Source organism: Streptomyces sp. NH27 (assembly GCF_056859195.1).
The window spans coordinates 1-16,080 of sequence record NZ_JACEGK010000124.1 but is presented as its reverse complement, the minus strand read 5'-3'; the positions used below and the strand labels follow the sequence as shown (position 1 = coordinate 16,080).

General features: G+C 72.0%; 13 protein-coding genes. All 13 read left to right on the top strand.

Translation table 11 applies throughout. From position 1 onward, the window contains the following. Window positions 1–265 precede the first annotated feature (265 nt). A complete protein-coding gene (gene tdh / locus AC13HU_RS12940) occupies window positions 266–1,294 on the top strand; it encodes an L-threonine 3-dehydrogenase (RefSeq protein WP_483041974.1) in 1,029 nt (342 codons plus the stop codon). A 115-nt stretch (window positions 1,295–1,409) separates the two neighbouring features. After that, window positions 1,410–2,621, top strand: a complete 1,212-nt coding sequence (locus AC13HU_RS12935; protein ID WP_483041973.1) for a glycine C-acetyltransferase — start codon at window positions 1,410–1,412, stop codon at window positions 2,619–2,621. A gap of 4 nt (window positions 2,622–2,625) precedes the next feature. Next, on the top strand, window positions 2,626–3,546 hold the full coding sequence (locus tag AC13HU_RS12930) for a LysR family transcriptional regulator (protein WP_483041972.1): 921 nt from the start codon (window positions 2,626–2,628) through the stop codon (window positions 3,544–3,546). A 537-nt stretch (window positions 3,547–4,083) separates the two neighbouring features. Then, entirely contained in the window at window positions 4,084–4,647 is a 564-nt protein-coding gene (locus AC13HU_RS12925; protein WP_483041971.1) for an amino acid synthesis family protein, read from the top strand. 21 nt (window positions 4,648–4,668) lie between these two features. Then, window positions 4,669–6,051, top strand: a complete 1,383-nt coding sequence (locus AC13HU_RS12920; protein ID WP_483041970.1) for an aminotransferase class III-fold pyridoxal phosphate-dependent enzyme — start codon at window positions 4,669–4,671, stop codon at window positions 6,049–6,051. Window positions 6,052–6,101: 50 nt separating this feature from the next. Next, the gene (gene hydA / locus AC13HU_RS12915; RefSeq protein WP_483041969.1) at window positions 6,102–7,535 is read left to right on the top strand and encodes a dihydropyrimidinase; all 1,434 of its coding nucleotides are present in this window, start codon (window positions 6,102–6,104) and stop codon (window positions 7,533–7,535) included. Window positions 7,536–7,735: 200 nt separating this feature from the next. Next, entirely contained in the window at window positions 7,736–8,743 is a 1,008-nt protein-coding gene (locus AC13HU_RS12910) for an LLM class flavin-dependent oxidoreductase (protein ID WP_483041968.1), read from the top strand. A gap of 5 nt (window positions 8,744–8,748) precedes the next feature. Next, window positions 8,749–9,450, top strand: a complete 702-nt coding sequence (gene npdG, locus AC13HU_RS12905) for an NADPH-dependent F420 reductase (protein WP_483041967.1) — start codon at window positions 8,749–8,751, stop codon at window positions 9,448–9,450. Then, the gene (locus AC13HU_RS12900) at window positions 9,447–10,280 is read left to right on the top strand and encodes a carbon-nitrogen hydrolase family protein (protein WP_483041966.1); all 834 of its coding nucleotides are present in this window, start codon (window positions 9,447–9,449) and stop codon (window positions 10,278–10,280) included. The genes npdG and AC13HU_RS12900 overlap by 4 nt, the downstream gene beginning before the upstream one ends. Continuing rightward, window positions 10,277–10,969, top strand: a complete 693-nt coding sequence (locus tag AC13HU_RS12895) for a CofC family guanylyltransferase (RefSeq protein ID WP_483041965.1) — start codon at window positions 10,277–10,279, stop codon at window positions 10,967–10,969. Before AC13HU_RS12900 ends, AC13HU_RS12895 begins: the two co-directional genes overlap by 4 nt. Continuing rightward, on the top strand, window positions 10,966–13,572 hold the full coding sequence (locus AC13HU_RS12890) for a bifunctional FO biosynthesis protein CofGH (protein ID WP_483041964.1): 2,607 nt from the start codon (window positions 10,966–10,968) through the stop codon (window positions 13,570–13,572). The genes AC13HU_RS12895 and AC13HU_RS12890 overlap by 4 nt, the downstream gene beginning before the upstream one ends. A gap of 352 nt (window positions 13,573–13,924) precedes the next feature. Further along, a complete protein-coding gene (locus AC13HU_RS12885; protein ID WP_483041963.1) occupies window positions 13,925–14,716 on the top strand; it encodes an IclR family transcriptional regulator in 792 nt (263 codons plus the stop codon). A 75-nt stretch (window positions 14,717–14,791) separates the two neighbouring features. After that, on the top strand, window positions 14,792–16,080 hold a 1,289-nt coding region (locus AC13HU_RS12880), incomplete at its 3' end, for an NAD-dependent succinate-semialdehyde dehydrogenase (RefSeq protein ID WP_483041962.1).

The following is a 16,080-nucleotide window of genomic DNA, read 5'->3' as shown; positions in this document are numbered from 1 at the left end:
GCACCGAACTCACCGCGAGCCCGAACGCGGCCCTGCGCCACCGCCACGTGCCCTACGTCCCGTACCCACCCGCGCGGACTCCGCCCCCGACCTCCTGAGCCGTCTGCCCGCCGCCACGCCCGCCCGGCCCGGCGCGATCATGAAGCCCAGCTTGGGTAGGGGTTAAGAAACCCTCGATGGACCCGGTGCGGCAAGGGGCGGAAAGGTGGGATCACCACGGCGGTCGCGTCGCGGTGATCCCACCCACGTTCAGGAGAGTCCGCCGGTGAAGGCACTTGTGAAAGCGAAGGCGGAGCCCGGCCTGTGGCTCATGGACGTGCCCGAGCCCGTCCTCGGCCCCGGCGAGGTCCTGATCAAGGTGCTGCGCACCGGCATCTGCGGCACCGACCTGCACATCAGGGCGTACGACGGGTGGGCGCAGCAGGCGGTGCGCACCCCGCTGGTGCTGGGCCACGAGTTCGTCGGCGACGTCGTCGATGTGGCACCGGGCGTCACCGGCATATCCCCGGGCGACCGGGTCAGCGGCGAGGGGCACCTGGTCTGCGGCACCTGCCGCAACTGCCTGGCCGGACGCCGGCACCTGTGCCGCAGCACCGTCGGCCTGGGCATCGGCCGGGACGGCGCGTTCGCCGAGTACGTGACGCTGCCGGCGGCGAACGTGTGGGTGCACCGGGTGCCGGTGGACCCGGACGTCGCCGCGATCTTCGACCCGTTCGGCAACGCCGTGCACACCGCGCTGTCCTTCCCGCTCGTCGGCGAGGACGTGCTGATCACCGGGGCCGGCCCGATCGGGATCATGGCAGCGGCGGTCGCCCGGCACGCGGGTGCCCGCAACGTGATGATCACCGACGTCAGCCCGTTCCGGCTGGAGCTGGCGGAACGGGTCGGGGTGAGCCTCGCGGTGGACGTGCGCACGTCCACGGTCGAGGAGGGCCAGCGCGCGCTGGGGCTGCGCGAGGGCTTCGACGTCGGCCTGGAGATGTCCGGCCGCCCCGAAGCTCTGCGCACCATGGTGGCGAACATGACACACGGCGGCAAGATCGCCCTGCTCGGGCTGCCGGCCGAGGAGTTCGCGGTCGACTTCGCCCGGATCGTCACGTCGATGATCACGCTCAAGGGGATCTACGGGCGGGAGATGTACGAGACCTGGTACGCCATGTCGGTGCTGCTCGAAGGCGGTCTCGACCTCAGCCCGGTGATCACCGGCCGCTACTCCTACCAGGACTTCGACGAGGCGTTCGACGAGGCGGCCGGCGGTCGCTGCGGCAAGGTCATCCTCGACTGGACCGCCTGAGCCCCCCGACCGTACGGTGTCCGACCGCACCGACCGTCTGATCATCCGACCGCCGGGCCCGGCCCCGCACCGCATCCGCACCCGAACCCGTCCTCGCCCCAAGGAGACCCTCCCGATGCTCGACTCCGTCCGCACGGACCTGCGCGCCACCCTCGACGAGATCCGCACCGCCGGTCTGCACAAGCCCGAGCGCGTCATCGGCACACCGCAGAGCGCCACGGTCGAGGTCACCGCGGGCGGCCGCCCCGGCGAGGTGCTGAACTTCTGCGCCAACAACTACCTGGGCCTGGCCGACCACCCCGAGGTGGTGGCCGCGGCGAAGGACGCGCTGGACCGGTGGGGCTACGGCATGGCCTCGGTGCGCTTCATCTGCGGCACCCAGGAAGTGCACAAGGAGTTGGAGGCCCGGCTGTCGGCGTTCCTCGGCACGGAGGACACGATCCTCTACAGCTCCTGCTTCGACGCCAACGGCGGCGTCTTCGAGACGCTGCTGGACGAGCGGGACGCGGTGATCTCCGACGCGCTCAACCACGCCAGCATCATCGACGGCATCCGGCTGTCCAAGGCCCGCCGGCTGCGCTACGCCAACCGGGACATGGCCGAGCTGGAGCAGCGGCTCAAGGAGGCCGGCGACGCGCGCCGCAAGCTGATCGTCACCGACGGTGTGTTCTCCATGGACGGCTTCGTCGCCCCGCTGGACGAGATCTGCGACCTGGCCGACCGCTACGGGGCGATGGTCATGGTGGACGACTCGCACGCGGTCGGCTTCGTCGGCCCCGGTGGCCGCGGCACCCACGAACTGCACGGCGTGATGGACCGGATCGACATCCTCACCGGCACCCTCGGCAAGGCGCTCGGCGGCGCCTCCGGCGGCTACGTCGCCGCCCGCGCCGAGATCGTGGCACTGCTGCGCCAGCGCTCCCGCCCGTACCTGTTCTCCAACTCGCTCGCCCCGGTGATCGCGGCCGCCTCCCTGAAGGTGCTCGACCTGCTGGAGGACGACTCCGCGGCGGGCCCGGGACCGCTGCTGCGGGCCCGGCTCCAGGAGAACACCGCGCTGTTCCGGGAGCGGATGACCCAGGAGGGCTTCGAGCTCGCGCCGGGCGACCACCCGATCGTCCCGGTGATGATCGGCGATGCCGAACAGGCCGGCCGGCTGGCCGACCTGCTGCTGGAGCACGCCGTCTACGCGATCGGCTTCTCCTACCCGGTGGTGCCGCACGGCAAGGCCCGGATCAGGGTGCAGCTGTCGGCGAGCCACTCCACCGAGGACGTCGAGCGGGCCGTCGCCGCGTTCGTGGCTGCCCGGGAGTCCCTGGCAGGATGACCAGGTGATCGACACGCGCCGGCTGCGAACCCTGCGGGCCGTGGCGGACCACCGTACGGTGACCGCCGCGGCCGCCGCGCTGTATCTGACCCCCTCGGCGGTCTCGCAACAGCTCGCGGCACTGGAGGCCGAGGTCGGTCACCAGTTGCTGGTGCGCGACGGGCGCGGGGTCCGGCTGACCGCGGCCGGGGAGATCCTGGTCACACACAGCAGCACCGTGCTGGCCCAGCTGGAGCGGGCCGAGGCCGAGCTCGCCGCCTACGCGGGCGGAGCGGCCGGCACCGTGACCGTGGTGTCCTTCGCCACGGGCATCACCACCGTGCTGGCCCGGGCGATGGCCGCGCTGACGCTGTCGTCCCCCGGCATCCGGGTGCGGGTGCGGGACGCCGAGGGGGACGAGAGCCTGGCCATGGTGCTGGACGGGCACGCGGATGTGGCGGTCGCGGTCGAGTACCGCGGGGCGCCGCGCGACGACGACCAGCGGCTGTCCCGGGTAGCCCTGTACGCGGAGCCCTTCGACGCGGTGCTGCCGCGCGGGCACCGCCTGGACGACTGCGAGCGGGTACGGGTCGAGGACCTCGCCGACGAGTACTGGATCAGCCCCTACCCGGGCAACCCCTGCCACGACGTGGTCACGCTCGCCTGCGAACTGGCGGGCTTCCAGCCCCGGGTGGCGCACTCGTCCGACGACTTCAGGGCGGTCGCCGCGCTGGTGGGCGTGGGTGCGGGCGTCGCGCTGGTGCCGCGATCCGCACTGCGCGGGGTGCACCTGCCGGACGTGGTGATCCGGCCGGTCGCCGGCAGCCCCGCCACGCGGCGGGTGTTCGCGGCGGTACGGCGCGGCGCCGAGGAACATCCGCTGATCCGCCCGGTGCTGGAGGAGTTGCGGGTGGCGGCGGACGTGGTGCGGCCCGGCGGAGGCTGATCGCGCCGCGCGGGGGCAGCCACGCCGCCTCCCCACGGCCGCCGGGGCTGATCGCCCCGCGCGCGGCCGTAAGACCGTCCACGGCAATGTCGCGTGCCTGGGCGAAGACCCTCATCACGTCGCCTCGGATGACAACGCGGCAGGGCGCCGACGAGCCGAGGCGCCAACGCGGCAGGCGGCGGCGCGGTCGCGGACCGGCGTGAGGCCGCCGTGCCCGGCGCGGCCCCGTAGCGGCTGCTCGCCCCTCTGACCGGCGCCGCGGAGCGCGATATCCCGGTCAGGTCAGCACCCGGTCCGTACCCCCAACTGCGCGGCACCGGACCGGCCTTGGCCGCTCTCCGCCCGAGCAACCACGCCGGCGATCGGCAGGCGCGGATCGCCGCTGCGACCCGAACCCGGCGCGCGCGACGTCCTGTACCCGGCGCGCCCGCTCACCGTTTCCTGTGAATCGACCCCTTGACACCTTCATGGGCCATGGCGAGGATATGAACCGACGGTTCACTAAGCGAACCGCCGTGGATGTCCTGGAGGAAAGCCGTGAGCATTCGGGTCCGTAAGATCGTCAAGCGCCTCGACGAGACGAGGCTGGAGAACGGCCAGGCCGTCGACCCGGTGCACAGGGTCGCGTTCGTCGGCGCGGTGATGGAGAACCCGTACCCGAGCGGGTACGTGCAGGACCTGGTCACGCTCGCCGACGAGATCGGGCAGGAGATCGGCGAGCTGGTCGGCCCGGCCTGCGTGGAACTGCTGGGCGAAGAGGTCGAGGCGTTCGGCAAGGCGGCGCTGGTCGGCATCGACGGCGAGGTCGAGCACGGCTCGGCGCTCATCCACAACCTGCGCTTCGGCAACGTCTTCCGGAACGCCGCCGGGGGCACCGAACTGCTTCCCGCGGCCGAGAAGGTCGGCCTGCCGGGCAGCCCGATCGACATCCCGCTCAAGCACAAGCTGGACGCCAAGACCCGCTCGCACCACCAGACGGTGACGCTCCAGGTCGAGGACGTGCCGCGGCCGCGGGAGATCTTCGTCGTGTGCGTCGCCGCGAACTCCGGCCGCCCCCTCGCCCGGCTCGCCGCCTTCGGCGCCGAGACCAAGAACCAGTAGCCGGCGCGGCCCCCAGCAGCGATGAACGACGAGGAAGGCAGTTCATTGAGCATCACCGGCACCGATCCGTGGACCGCGCAGCGCGTCAAGGCGGCCGACAAGGACTACGTCATCCACTCCTGGTCGGTCCAAGGAGCGCTGGACCCCATCCCCGTGGCCGGTGGCTCCGGCTCCTGGTTCTGGGACTACGACGGCCGCAAGTACCTGGACTTCCAGTCCCAACTGGTCAACCTCAACCTGGGCCACCAGCACCCCAAGCTCGTCGAGGCGATCCGCGCGCAGGCCGACCAGCTCTGCTACATCGGCCCCGGCTTCGCCGAGCGCTCGCGCGCCGAGCTGGCCGAGATGCTGGCCGAACTCACCCCCGGCGACCTGAAGATGAGCTTCTTCACCACCGGCGGCGCGGCGGCCAACGAGAACGCGATCCGGCTCGCCCGGCATGTCACCGGACGCCACAAGGTGATCGCCCGCTACCGGTCGTACCACGGAGCCACCAACGGCGCGATGTCCCTGACCGGGGACCCCCGGCGCTGGTCCGCCGAGCCCGGCGGCATGCCCGGCGTGGTGCGGATGCTCGACCCGTACACCTACCGCTGCCCGGCCGGGCACCCGGACCCCTGCCCGGTGTGCACCGGCGGCCCGCACCTGGAGGAGATCCTCCAGTACGAGAACCCGAACACCGTCGCCGCCGTGATCGTCGAGACGGTCACCGGCACCAACGGCCTGCTCTACCCGCCGGACGGCTACCTGCGCTCGCTGCGCGAGGTCTGCGACCGGCACGGCATCATGCTGATCTTCGACGAGGTCATGGCCGGCTTCGGCCGGACCGGCGAGTGGTTCGCCTGCAACCACTGGGACGTCACCCCCGACATCCTGACCACCGCCAAGGGCCTCAACTCCGGCTACGTGCCGCTCGGCGCGATGACCGTCTCCACGCAGATCTCCGAGTGGCTCAAGGACAACATGTTCTGGGGCGGACTCACCTACGCCGGCCACCCGCTGGCCTGCGCCTCCGGCGTCGCCTCGCTGCGCATCATGCAGGAGGAGAACATCGTCGAGAACGCCCGGGCCATGGGCCGGCGCCTCGGCGACGGCCTCGCCAAGCTCGCCGAGAGCCACCCCAGCATCGGCGAGGTCCGCGGCCGCGGCCTGTTCTACGGCGTCGAACTGGTCACGAACCGGGAGACCCGCGAGCCGCTGGTGCCGTTCAACGCCAAGGGCCCGGCCGCGGCGCCGGTCGGCCGCATCCTCAAGGCGGCCATGGCCAAGGGCATGTATCTGACGGCCAACTTCAACGTGCTCCGGCTGACCCCGCCGCTCGTCATCAAGGACTCCGAGATCGACCTGGCGCTCAGCGTGCTGGACGACGTCCTGAGCCTTGCCGATGAACACTACGTAGGGTGAGGGGCGGCGGGAGCGGGGGCGCCGACGCACCATCGGAAAGGAACAGCACCATGGGATCGACGCTGATCAGGGGCGGCACGGTCGTCAACGCCGACGCGGCTGTCCGGGCCGACGTACTGATCAAGGACGGCGTGATCGCCGCTCTCGGTGTCCGGACGGACGACTGGACGGCGGACCGGGTCGTCGACGCGGACGGCATGCTCGTGATGCCCGGCGGCATCGACGCCCACACCCATCTCGAATATCCCGTCGACGGCTTCACCACCCACACCGCCGACGACTTCCTCACCGGCACGGTGGCCGCCGCCCACGGCGGCACCACCACGGTCCTGGACTTCGTGAAGAAGGAGCCGGACCGCAGCCTGTTCGACACCTATCTGTCCCGGCGCGACGTCGCCGCGGCCAAGTCGGTGGTCGACTTCGGGCTGCACGCGATCGTCCCGCCCCGGGCGCAGCAGCCCGATGTCCTGGACGACCTGCGGCGGCTCGCGCAGGAGGGGGCGACGAGCTGGAAGTTCTTCATGGCCTACCCCGGGACCCAGATGGTCGACGACGGGGAACTCCTGGAGGGCTTCGAACTGGCCCTGGAATACGGCGTACTGCCGATGGTGCACGCCGAGAACGGCCACATGATCGTACGGGAGACCCAGCGGCTGCTGGCCGACGGCCGGACGGCCGAGATCTTCCACGCGTCCGCCCACGGCCACGACTCCGAGGCGGAGGCGGTGCACCGCGCCGTGGTCCTCGCCGAGTCGGTCGGCGCACCGCTGTACGTGGTCCACGTCTCCAGCTCCGCCGCGGCCGACGAGATCAGCCGGGCCCGCGCCGCCGGGGCAAGGGTGTGGGGCGAGACCTGCCCGCAGTACCTCGCGGTCGCCTACGAGGACTACGCCGAGCTGGGGGAGAAGGCCGCGGCCTACCTCTGCTCCCCGCCCATCCGGGAGCGCGGCAACCAGGAGGGGCTGTGGAAGTCCCTGGTCACCGGGGCGATGTCCACGGTGGCCACCGACCACGCCGGCTTCTGCATGCACCAGCCCGAGGACCTGCCGCCGCAGAAACTGCGCAGCCCCGGCTACTTCCCGAAGGTGCCCAACGGCGTCCCCGGCATCGAGGACCGGCTGATGGTGCTGTGGGAGACCGGGGTGGCGAGCGGCCGGTTCGACCCGTGCCGGTTCGTGGACCTGGTCGCCACCCGCCCGGCCAAGCTGTTCGGCATGTTCCCGCACAAGGGCGCGGTGGCCGTGGGCGCCGACGCCGACCTGTTGGTGTGGGACCCGGCGGCCGAGCACGTGATCACCGCGGCCGGCAGCCACATGCGCACGGACTACAACCTGTACGAGGGCATGCGGGTCACCGGCCGCCCGGTACGCGTCTTCTCCCGGGGCGAGCAACTCGTCGGCCCCGACGGCGGCCCAGGCGGTGGCCTCGACGCAGCGGCGGGCCGGGGGCGCTTCCTCACCCGGGGCAAGCCGCACCTGCACTGAACGTGCACGGACACCTGCGCTCGACTGCCGAGCGCTGACAACTCACCGCCCCGGGCCGTCGGGCCCGGGGCCGGCCCCTCCAGCCGGTCGCGGCCGGCCGGAGAGCATCAACCCTGACACGTGACACCACCGACGCGGGCCCGCGCTGCGGCACCGCGGGCGCGTCACGTCACGCAACGCAAGAACGGAGCGGTGACTCGATGAGACTTCCCCTGGGCATCCACGTGGGCGAACGACTGAGCCTGGAAAGCACCTACTGGCAGGCCGAACTGGCCGACCGCAGCGGCTTCGAGTCCGTGTGGGTCGCCGAGGGCAGGCTGGCGCGCGACGGCATCGTGCCGGCCGCCATCATCGCCAGCAGGACCCGCAACGTGAAGATCGGCACCGGCGTCGTCAACAACAAGAGCCGGAACGCGGCCTTGATGGCGGTCACCTTCAAGACCCTGGACGAGGTCGCCCCCGGCCGCGCGATCCTGGGCATCGGCGCCTGGTGGGAGCCGCTGGCCACCAAGGTCGGCCAGCCGCTGAAGAAGCCGATCAGCTCGATGCGCGAGTACATCACGGTGCTGCAGAGCTTCTTCCGCAACGAGGTCGTCTCCTTCGAGGGCGAGTTCGTGCAGATGCGCGACGTCCGCTTCGACAGCATGTACCGGGAGAACAAGCCGGTCGACATCCCCATCTACATCGGCGCGGTCGGCCCGAAGATGCTGGAACTGGCCGGGGAGATCAGCGACGGCGTGCACATGGACTTCCTCCTCCCGCCCTCCTACATGGTGGGCGCGAAGGAGGCGATCAACCGGGGCGTCGCCAAGCGGACCGACGGCAAGGCCGGGATCGACCTCACCCAGATCGTGTCGTGCAGCGTCAACGACGCGGACCCCCAGGAGGCGATCGACGCCTGCAAGGCGTTCCTGACCCTCTACCTGGCGCAGCAGCCGCACATCGCCGAGCACTGCGGCGTGGAGCGCGAACTCGTCGACCGCATCCAGGAGATCGCCGGCTGGCCGGCCACGCCCGAGGCGATCAAGAAGGCCATGCCGCTGGTCCCCAACAGCCTGGTGCAGAAGGTCACCGCGTGCGGCAGCACCGACCAGGTGTTCAGCAAGCTGATGGAGTACCACGAGGCCGGGGTGCGCTGCCCGATCATCTCCACCCTGGGCGACAAGGAACAGACCCTGACCCGGCTGGCCCAGGCCGCGAAGGACTGAGGGCGATGGACGACACCTCACGTACCGGGATCGCCGTCGTCGGCGGCACCGGCCCCCAGGGCAAGGGCCTGGCCTACCGGCTCGCCCGCGCCGGCCACCGCGTGGTGCTGGGCTCGCGCGACGCACAGCGCGCGGCCGACGCGGCCGACGAGCTGCGCGCGCTGCCGGGCGTCGCCGCGCCGATCACCGGCGCCTCCAACGAGGACGCCGCCCGGGATGCCGGGATCGTGCTGCTCGCCGTCCCGTACCAGGGCCACGCCGAACTGGTCGCCTCGCTCGCCGACGCCCTCGCCGGCACGCTGGTGATCTCCTGCGTCAACCCGCTGGGCTTCGACAAGGCGGGCCCGTACGGCCTGTCCGTGCCGGCCGGGAGCGCCGCCGAAGAGGCCGCCGCGATCGTTCCGTCCGCGACGGTGACCGGCGCGTTCCACCACCTGGCCGCCCCGCTGCTGCTCGACCCCGAGGCCGATCTCAGCCACGAGGACGTCCTCGTCTGCGGGGACGACGTGCGGGCCAAGGCCCGGGTGCTGGCACTGGCGGCCGATGTCACCGGCGGCCGTGCGGTGGACGCCGGCCGGCTGCGGCTCGCCGCCCAGCTCGAACCGCTCACCGCGGTTCTGATCTCCGTCAACAAGCGTTACAAGACCAGGTCCGGCGTCGCCCTGACCGGCCTGACCCCTGCTGCCGTGAAGGAGGTGCTGGCATGAAGCTCGCCGCAGTCCAGCTCCGGGCCACCGATGACCGGACCGAGACCATCGAACGGGCCGGCGACCTGGTGGACGCCGCCGCAGACCAGGGCGCCGGGATCGTCCTGCTGCCCGAACTGTTCGCCGTGCCGTTCGTCCAGCCCGACCCCGACCCCGAGTACTTCCGGCTCGCCGAGCGGCTGGACGGGCCGTCGAACTCGATGGCGGCCGAACGCTCCCGCCGGGCCGGGATCACCGTGGTCTCCTCCGTCTTCGAGGAGGGGGACGTGCCGGGCGTCTACTACAACACCGCCTGCACCTACGTCCGCGGCGAGCTGAAGTCGGTCTACCGCAAGTCCCATCTGCCCTACTCCAACGGCTTTCCGGAGAAGTACTACTTCCGCCCGGGCGGCCAGGAACCCGAGGTGGTGGACACCGGCGAGACCGGCGTCGGCACGATCATCTGCTACGAGCGGCACTTCCCCGAGCTGAGCCGGATCGTCGCCCTGCGCGGCGGCTCGGTGCTCTGCGTGCCCGTGGCGTCGGCGAGCGTGCCGATGCGCGAGGTGTTCCAGCTCGAACTGCGCGCCCACGCCGTCTTCAACGGGATGTTCGTCATCTGCTCCAACCGCGTCGGCAAGGAAGGCGTCAAGGAGTACTTCGGGCTCAGCGCGATCTACGGCCCGGACGGCGACATCCTCGCCGAGACCGCCGACGAGCGCGACGACATCGCCGTCGCCGAGGTGGACCTGGCGCGCGTGGCGGCGACCCGGCGCAACCGGCCCTTCCTGCGCGACCGTCGCCCCGAGCTGTACGACCGGCTCACCGCGATGGGGCCGAGCGCGCCATGACCACGCGATGGATCGCGCTGGTGCCGGCGAAACCCCTGGCTCGGGCCAAGACCCGGTGCGTGGAGCTGAGTCCGGCCGGCAGGCGCACCCTGGCCGGCGCCATGCTGACCGACGTGGTGCGCCGGCTGCGGGACGTGCCCGCCGTCCAGTCGGTCGTCGTGGTGGCCACCGACCCCGAGGCGACGGCCGTCGCCCTCGCCTCGGGGGCCGTGACCGCCGGATCACGGCACGCCCACGACCTCAACGGCGAGGTCGCGGACGCCCTCGCGATGACCGGCACCGGCGCCGCCCCCGGCACCGGCCTCGCCGTGGTCATGGCGGACCTGGCGGGAGCGCGCACCGCGGACTACCAGGCGGCGTTCGCCGAGGCCGCGCCGTACGAGCGCGCGCTGGTCGCGGACGCCGACGGCACCGGCACGACGATGCTCGCCCTGCGCGACCCGGCGGACTTCCGGCCGTTCCTCGGCCCCGGCTCCCGCAGGCGGTTCCTCGCCGCCGGCTACCACGGCCTGGACGTGGGACCCGCGTCGCCGCTGCGCCGGGACGTCGACACCGTCGGCCAGTTGCTGTCCCTCGACCCGGACACCCTCGGTCCGGCCACCCGGCGCTGGCTCGCCGCCCACCGGCCGGCCGCAGCGCAGCCGCGTACCCACGCGCGAGCGCACGAACGAAGGGTCGTGGTGCGGTGAACCGCCTTTCCGACCACCCCACCCGCTCGGCCATGAACCGGGCGCTGCGCCGGGCCACCGACGCGGCGACGCTGGACGCGGCCGAGGCCGAGGTCCTGCTGCACGCGCGCGGCGACGACCTCGACCGGCTGTGCCGGTCCGCAAGCCGGGTACGCGACGCCGGACTCGCGGCCGTGGGACGGCCCGGCGTGGTGACGTACTCCCGCAAGGTGTTCGTCCCGCTCACCCGGCTGTGCCGCGACCGCTGTCACTACTGCACCTTCGCCACCACCCCCGGGCACCTGCCCGCGCCCTACCTCGGCCCCGACGAGGTGCTGGAGATCGCCCGTGCGGGGGCGGCGGCCGGCTGCAAGGAAGCGCTGTTCACACTCGGCGACCGCCCCGAGCAGCGCTGGTCCGCCGCCCGCGAGTGGCTCGACGCGCACGGCTACGACGACACCCTGAGCTATGTGCGGGCCATGGCGATCCGGGTGCTGGAGGAGACCGGCCTGCTGCCGCACCTCAACCCCGGTGTGCTGTCGTGGACCGACCTCCAGCGGCTGAGGCCGGTGGCGCCGAGCATGGGGATGATGCTGGAGACCACGGCGACCAGGCTGTGGTCGCAACCCGGGGGACCGCACTACGGCTCGCCCGACAAGGAACCTGCGCTGCGGCTGCGGGTGTTGGAGGCCGCCGGCCGCAGCAACGTGCCGTTCACCACCGGCATCCTCATCGGCATCGGGGAGACCCCCGCCGAGCGGATCGACGCGCTGCTGGAGATCCGCCGGATCTCCCGGGCCTACGGCGGCATTCAGGAGGTGATCGTGCAGAACTTCCGGGCCAAGCCCGACACGGCGATGCGCGACGCACCCGACGCCGGCCCGCAGGAACTGGCCGCCACCATCGCGGTGGCGCGGCTGCTGCTCGGCCCGGCGGCCCGGCTCCAGGCGCCGCCGAACCTGGTGGGCGAGGAGTTCGCACTGATGCTGCGGGCCGGCATCGACGACTGGGGCGGGGTCTCCCCGGTGACCGCCGACCACGTCAATCCGGAGCGCCCCTGGCCGGCGGTCGAGGAACTGGCCGAACACAGCGCCGCCGCCGGATTCACCCTCCGCGAGCGCCTGACGATCTACCCCGAACACCTCAAGCGCGGCGAGTCGTGGCTGGACCCGCGGATCGCCCCGCACGTGGCCGCACTCGCCGACCCGGAAACCGGCCTGGCAGCCGAAGGGGCGCTACCCACCGGCCTGCCGTGGCAGGAACCCGAGACACCTCTGGCCGCCACCGGCCGGACGGACCTGTTCACCACGATCGACTCGCAGGGCCGCACCACGGACCGGCGGGAGGACTTCGACTCGGTGTACGGGAACTGGGCGGCCGTGGCGGCGGCCGTACCGCAGGCGGCGCGGGCGCCCGCCCGGCCGACCGGCCCGCAAGTGGAGCGGCTGGGAAACGAGTTCGCCGCGGCGCTGCGTGCCGCCGAGGCCGATCCCGCCGGACTGGCCGACAAACCCGCGCTGACGCTGCTGGGCGCCAGGCCCGGAGCGGAGATCGAGGCACTGGCCGCGCTCGCCGACCGGCTGCGGGCCGAGGCGGCCGGCGACGAGGTCACGTACGTCGTCACCCGCAACATCAACTTCACCAACGTCTGTTACACCGGCTGCCGTTTCTGCGCCTTCGCGCAGCGCCGTACCGACGCCGACGCGTACACCCTCTCCCTGGAGCAGATCGGCGTGCGGGCCGAGGAGGCGTGGCAGGTGGGGGCGAGCGAGGTGTGCCTGCAAGGCGGTATCCATCCCGACCTGCCGGGCAGTGCCTACTTCGACATCGCCGCCGAGATCAAGCGCCGGACGCCGGACCTGCACCTGCACGCCTTCTCGCCGATGGAGGTCGTCAACGGCGCGACCAGGATGGACCTTTCGGTACGGGAGTGGCTCCAGGCCGCACGGGAGGCGGGAGTCGACTCGCTGCCCGGCACCGCCGCGGAGATCCTCGACGACGAGGTGCGGTGGGTGCTGACCAAGGGCAAGCTGCCCGCCGCGAAGTGGATCGAGGTGGTCAGCACCGCGCACGGTCTGGGCATACCGACAACGGCGACGATGATGTACGGCCACGTGGACACCCCGCGCCACTGGGTCGACCACATCCGGCTGATCGGCCGGATCCAGCAGGAGACGGGCGGCTTCACCGAGTTCGTGCTCCTGCCGTTCGTCCATACCAACTCCCCGGTCTACCTGGCCGGGATCGCCCGCTCCGGGCCGACCGCCCTGGAGAACCGGGCGGTGCACGCCCTGGCGCGCATCCTGCTGCACGGCAGGATCCGCAACATCCAGACGAGTTGGGTGAAACTGGCACGCGGCAGCGTCCTGGACGCGCTGCGCGGCGGGGTCAACGACATCGGCGGAACGCTGATGGAGGAGACCATCAGCCGGATGGCAGGCTCCCAGCAGGGCAGCCACAAGTCCGTCACCGACCTGGAGCGGCTCGCCGCCGAGGCAGGCCGGCCGGCCCGGATGCGGACCACGACGTACGGCACGGTGAGCGCCGAGCGGGAGGCGGTGGCCCGGGCACATGACGGGCTGCGGCCACCGGCCGGCGCGACGCTTCCCCTGGTCAGCCCGTAGCTCAGCTCGTGGCGGGTCGCCTGTTCAGCCCGTGCCGGCGCCCGCGCGATCACGCCCCGCCGAACCGTTGACGAGCCCATAACCGCCTTCTAGCATGAACCAACAGTTCACTGAGTGATCCGACGCGGCGGCGGGCCGAGAGGTGCAGGTCCCTCCCCGGACCCGCGTCCGACGGACACGGAGAGTGCCTGAGCGCAACTGCGGGCAACAGCATGGCGATATCACCCTCGGCGACGGGCAGTTGGGCGCCGTTGCCGTACGCGGGATCGGACGGTGTACGCCGGACGAGCCGGCCTTCCCTGCCAGGATGGTCGGATTCCGCAGTGGTCTCGACCTGACAGACGGAGGAACAATGGCACCCAGTGAAGCAGGGCTCGTCCGGCGGACGATCTGGCTCCTGCGCACGGTTGCGGCGCACCCTGACGGGGTCGGGCTGAGCGAGATCGCCCGGGAGTCCGGGATTCCCAAGGCCACCTGCTACCGGGTGCTGACCGTGCTGGAGCGCGAGAGCTGGCTGAACCTGGACCCGGTGACGCGTCGCTACCGGGTCTCCCTGGGCCTGCTGTCCATCGTGGGCGGCCTGCTGGACAGCGGCGGGTCCTACGGGCACATGCGCGACGTGCTGCGCGAACTGGCCAAGGAGACCAAGGAGACCGCGGGCTTCGACGTCATGCTCGCCCCGAACGTGATGGTCGTCGCCCAGGTGCCCGGCCCCTCACTGATCGGGCAGACCCTCAAACCCGTGCCGCGCACCCAGCCGGTATGGGCCACGTCCACGGGCAAGGTCCTGCTCAGCTCCCTCGACCCGGACACCGTCCGTGCCGAGTTCGGAGCCGAGTTCGAGGCCAACGCCCCCGAGCAACTCGGTGGACTCGACGCGTTCATCGAGTCCACCGCCGAGGTGCGGGCCCGCGGCTACGCGGTCGCCTACGACGAGCTGGAAGTCGGCGCGGCCTCCGTCGCGGCCCCGGTCCGCGTCGGCGCCACCACCGTGTACGCGGTGTGGATCGGGGGACCCACCTACCGGCTGACGCACTCGCGGATCGAGGAGGTCGCCGAGTCCGTGATGAAGGCGGCCCGGCAGCTCAGCGAACTGCTGAGCGTCACCGGCATAGACCTGCCCACGGCGCTCACCGGGCACTAGCACTGCCCCGTGGGTGCCGTCACCCCACTGCCGTCACCGCCCGAGCGCGGTCGCGGCGAGATCGAGGAGGAACACATGGCCGCACTTCGAACCCAGCTCGCAGCCGCCCGTGAGGTCGCGGACCGCACACCCAAGGGCCTGTACATCGACGGCGAGTGGCGTCCGTCCCGCAGTGGTTCGACCGTCGCGGTCGAGGACCCGGGCACCGGTGCGGTGATCGCCGAGGCCGCCGACGCGGCCGAGGCGGACGCCCAGGACGCGCTCGACGCCGCGGTGCGGGCACAGGCGTCCTGGGCGGCGACTCCTCCCCGCGAGCGCGGCGAGGTGCTCCGCCGCGCCTTCGAGACGATCCTCGCCCGCAAGGACGACCTGGCCAGGCTGATGACCCTGGAGATGGGCAAGCCGTTCGCCGAGTCCCAGGCGGAGGTGGCCTACGCCGCCGAGTTCCTGCGCTGGTTCTCCGAGGAGGCGGTCCGTATCGACGGCGGGTACATGACCGCGCCGGGCGGCGGCTCCCGGGTGGTGACCATGCGGCAGCCGGTCGGCCCCTGCCTGCTGGTCACACCGTGGAACTTCCCCATGGCGATGGGCACCCGCAAGATCGGCCCGGCCCTGGCGGCCGGCTGCACCGTCGTCGTCAAACCGGCCAAGCAGACCCCGTTGTCGATGCTCGCGCTGGTCGACATCCTCCGCGAGGCCGGCGCGCCGAGCGGTGTGGTCAACGTCTTCACCACCAGCCGCTCCGGCCAGGTCACCGAGCACCTGCTGCGCGACCCCCGGCTGCGCAAGCTCTCCTTCACCGGCTCCACCCCGGTCGGCCGCGCCCTGCTCGCCCAGGCGTCGCAGAACGTGCTGCGCACCTCCATGGAGCTCGGCGGCAACGCCCCGTTCCTGGTCTTCGCCGACGCCGACCTCGACGCTGCGGTGGAGGGCGCTTTCCAGGCCAAGATGCGCAACACCGGCGAGGCGTGCACGGCCGCCAACCGCTTCTACGTGCACTCCTCGATCGCCGACGAGTTCGGCCGCCGGCTGGCCGAGCGGCTGGCCGGGCTGCCGGTGGGCCACGGCCTCGACCCGGACAGCCAGGTCGGCCCGCTGATCGACGCGAACGCGGTCAAGAACATGGCGGCCCTGGTCGCCGACGCCTCCGCGGCCGGTGCCACCGTCCTGACCGGCGGCAGCGCCATCGAGTCCGGCGGCCACTTTTTCGCGCCGACGGTCCTCGGCGGGGTGCCGCTGGGCGTCCAGGCGCTCAGGGAGGAGATCTTCGGCCCGATCGCCCCCATCGTCACCTTCGACGACGAGGACGCCGCGGTCGCCATGGCCAACGACTCCGAGTACGGGCTCGCGGGATACCTCTTCAC

Excerpts from the sequence above, each read along its gene's own strand:
- AC13HU_RS12935 (WP_483041973.1), top strand. The coding sequence starts at position 1,410 with ATGCTCGACTCCGTCCGCACGGACCTGCGCGCCACCCTCGACGAGATC.
- AC13HU_RS12920 (WP_483041970.1), top strand. The coding sequence starts at position 4,669 with ATGAACGACGAGGAAGGCAGTTCATTGAGCATCACCGGCACCGATCCG.
- hydA (WP_483041969.1), top strand. The coding sequence starts at position 6,102 with ATGGGATCGACGCTGATCAGGGGCGGCACGGTCGTCAACGCCGACGCG.
- AC13HU_RS12910 (WP_483041968.1), top strand. The coding sequence starts at position 7,736 with ATGAGACTTCCCCTGGGCATCCACGTGGGCGAACGACTGAGCCTGGAA.
- npdG (WP_483041967.1), top strand. The coding sequence starts at position 8,749 with ATGGACGACACCTCACGTACCGGGATCGCCGTCGTCGGCGGCACCGGC.
- AC13HU_RS12900 (WP_483041966.1), top strand. The coding sequence starts at position 9,447 with ATGAAGCTCGCCGCAGTCCAGCTCCGGGCCACCGATGACCGGACCGAG.
- AC13HU_RS12895 (WP_483041965.1), top strand. The coding sequence starts at position 10,277 with ATGACCACGCGATGGATCGCGCTGGTGCCGGCGAAACCCCTGGCTCGG.
- AC13HU_RS12885 (WP_483041963.1), top strand. The coding sequence starts at position 13,925 with ATGGCACCCAGTGAAGCAGGGCTCGTCCGGCGGACGATCTGGCTCCTG.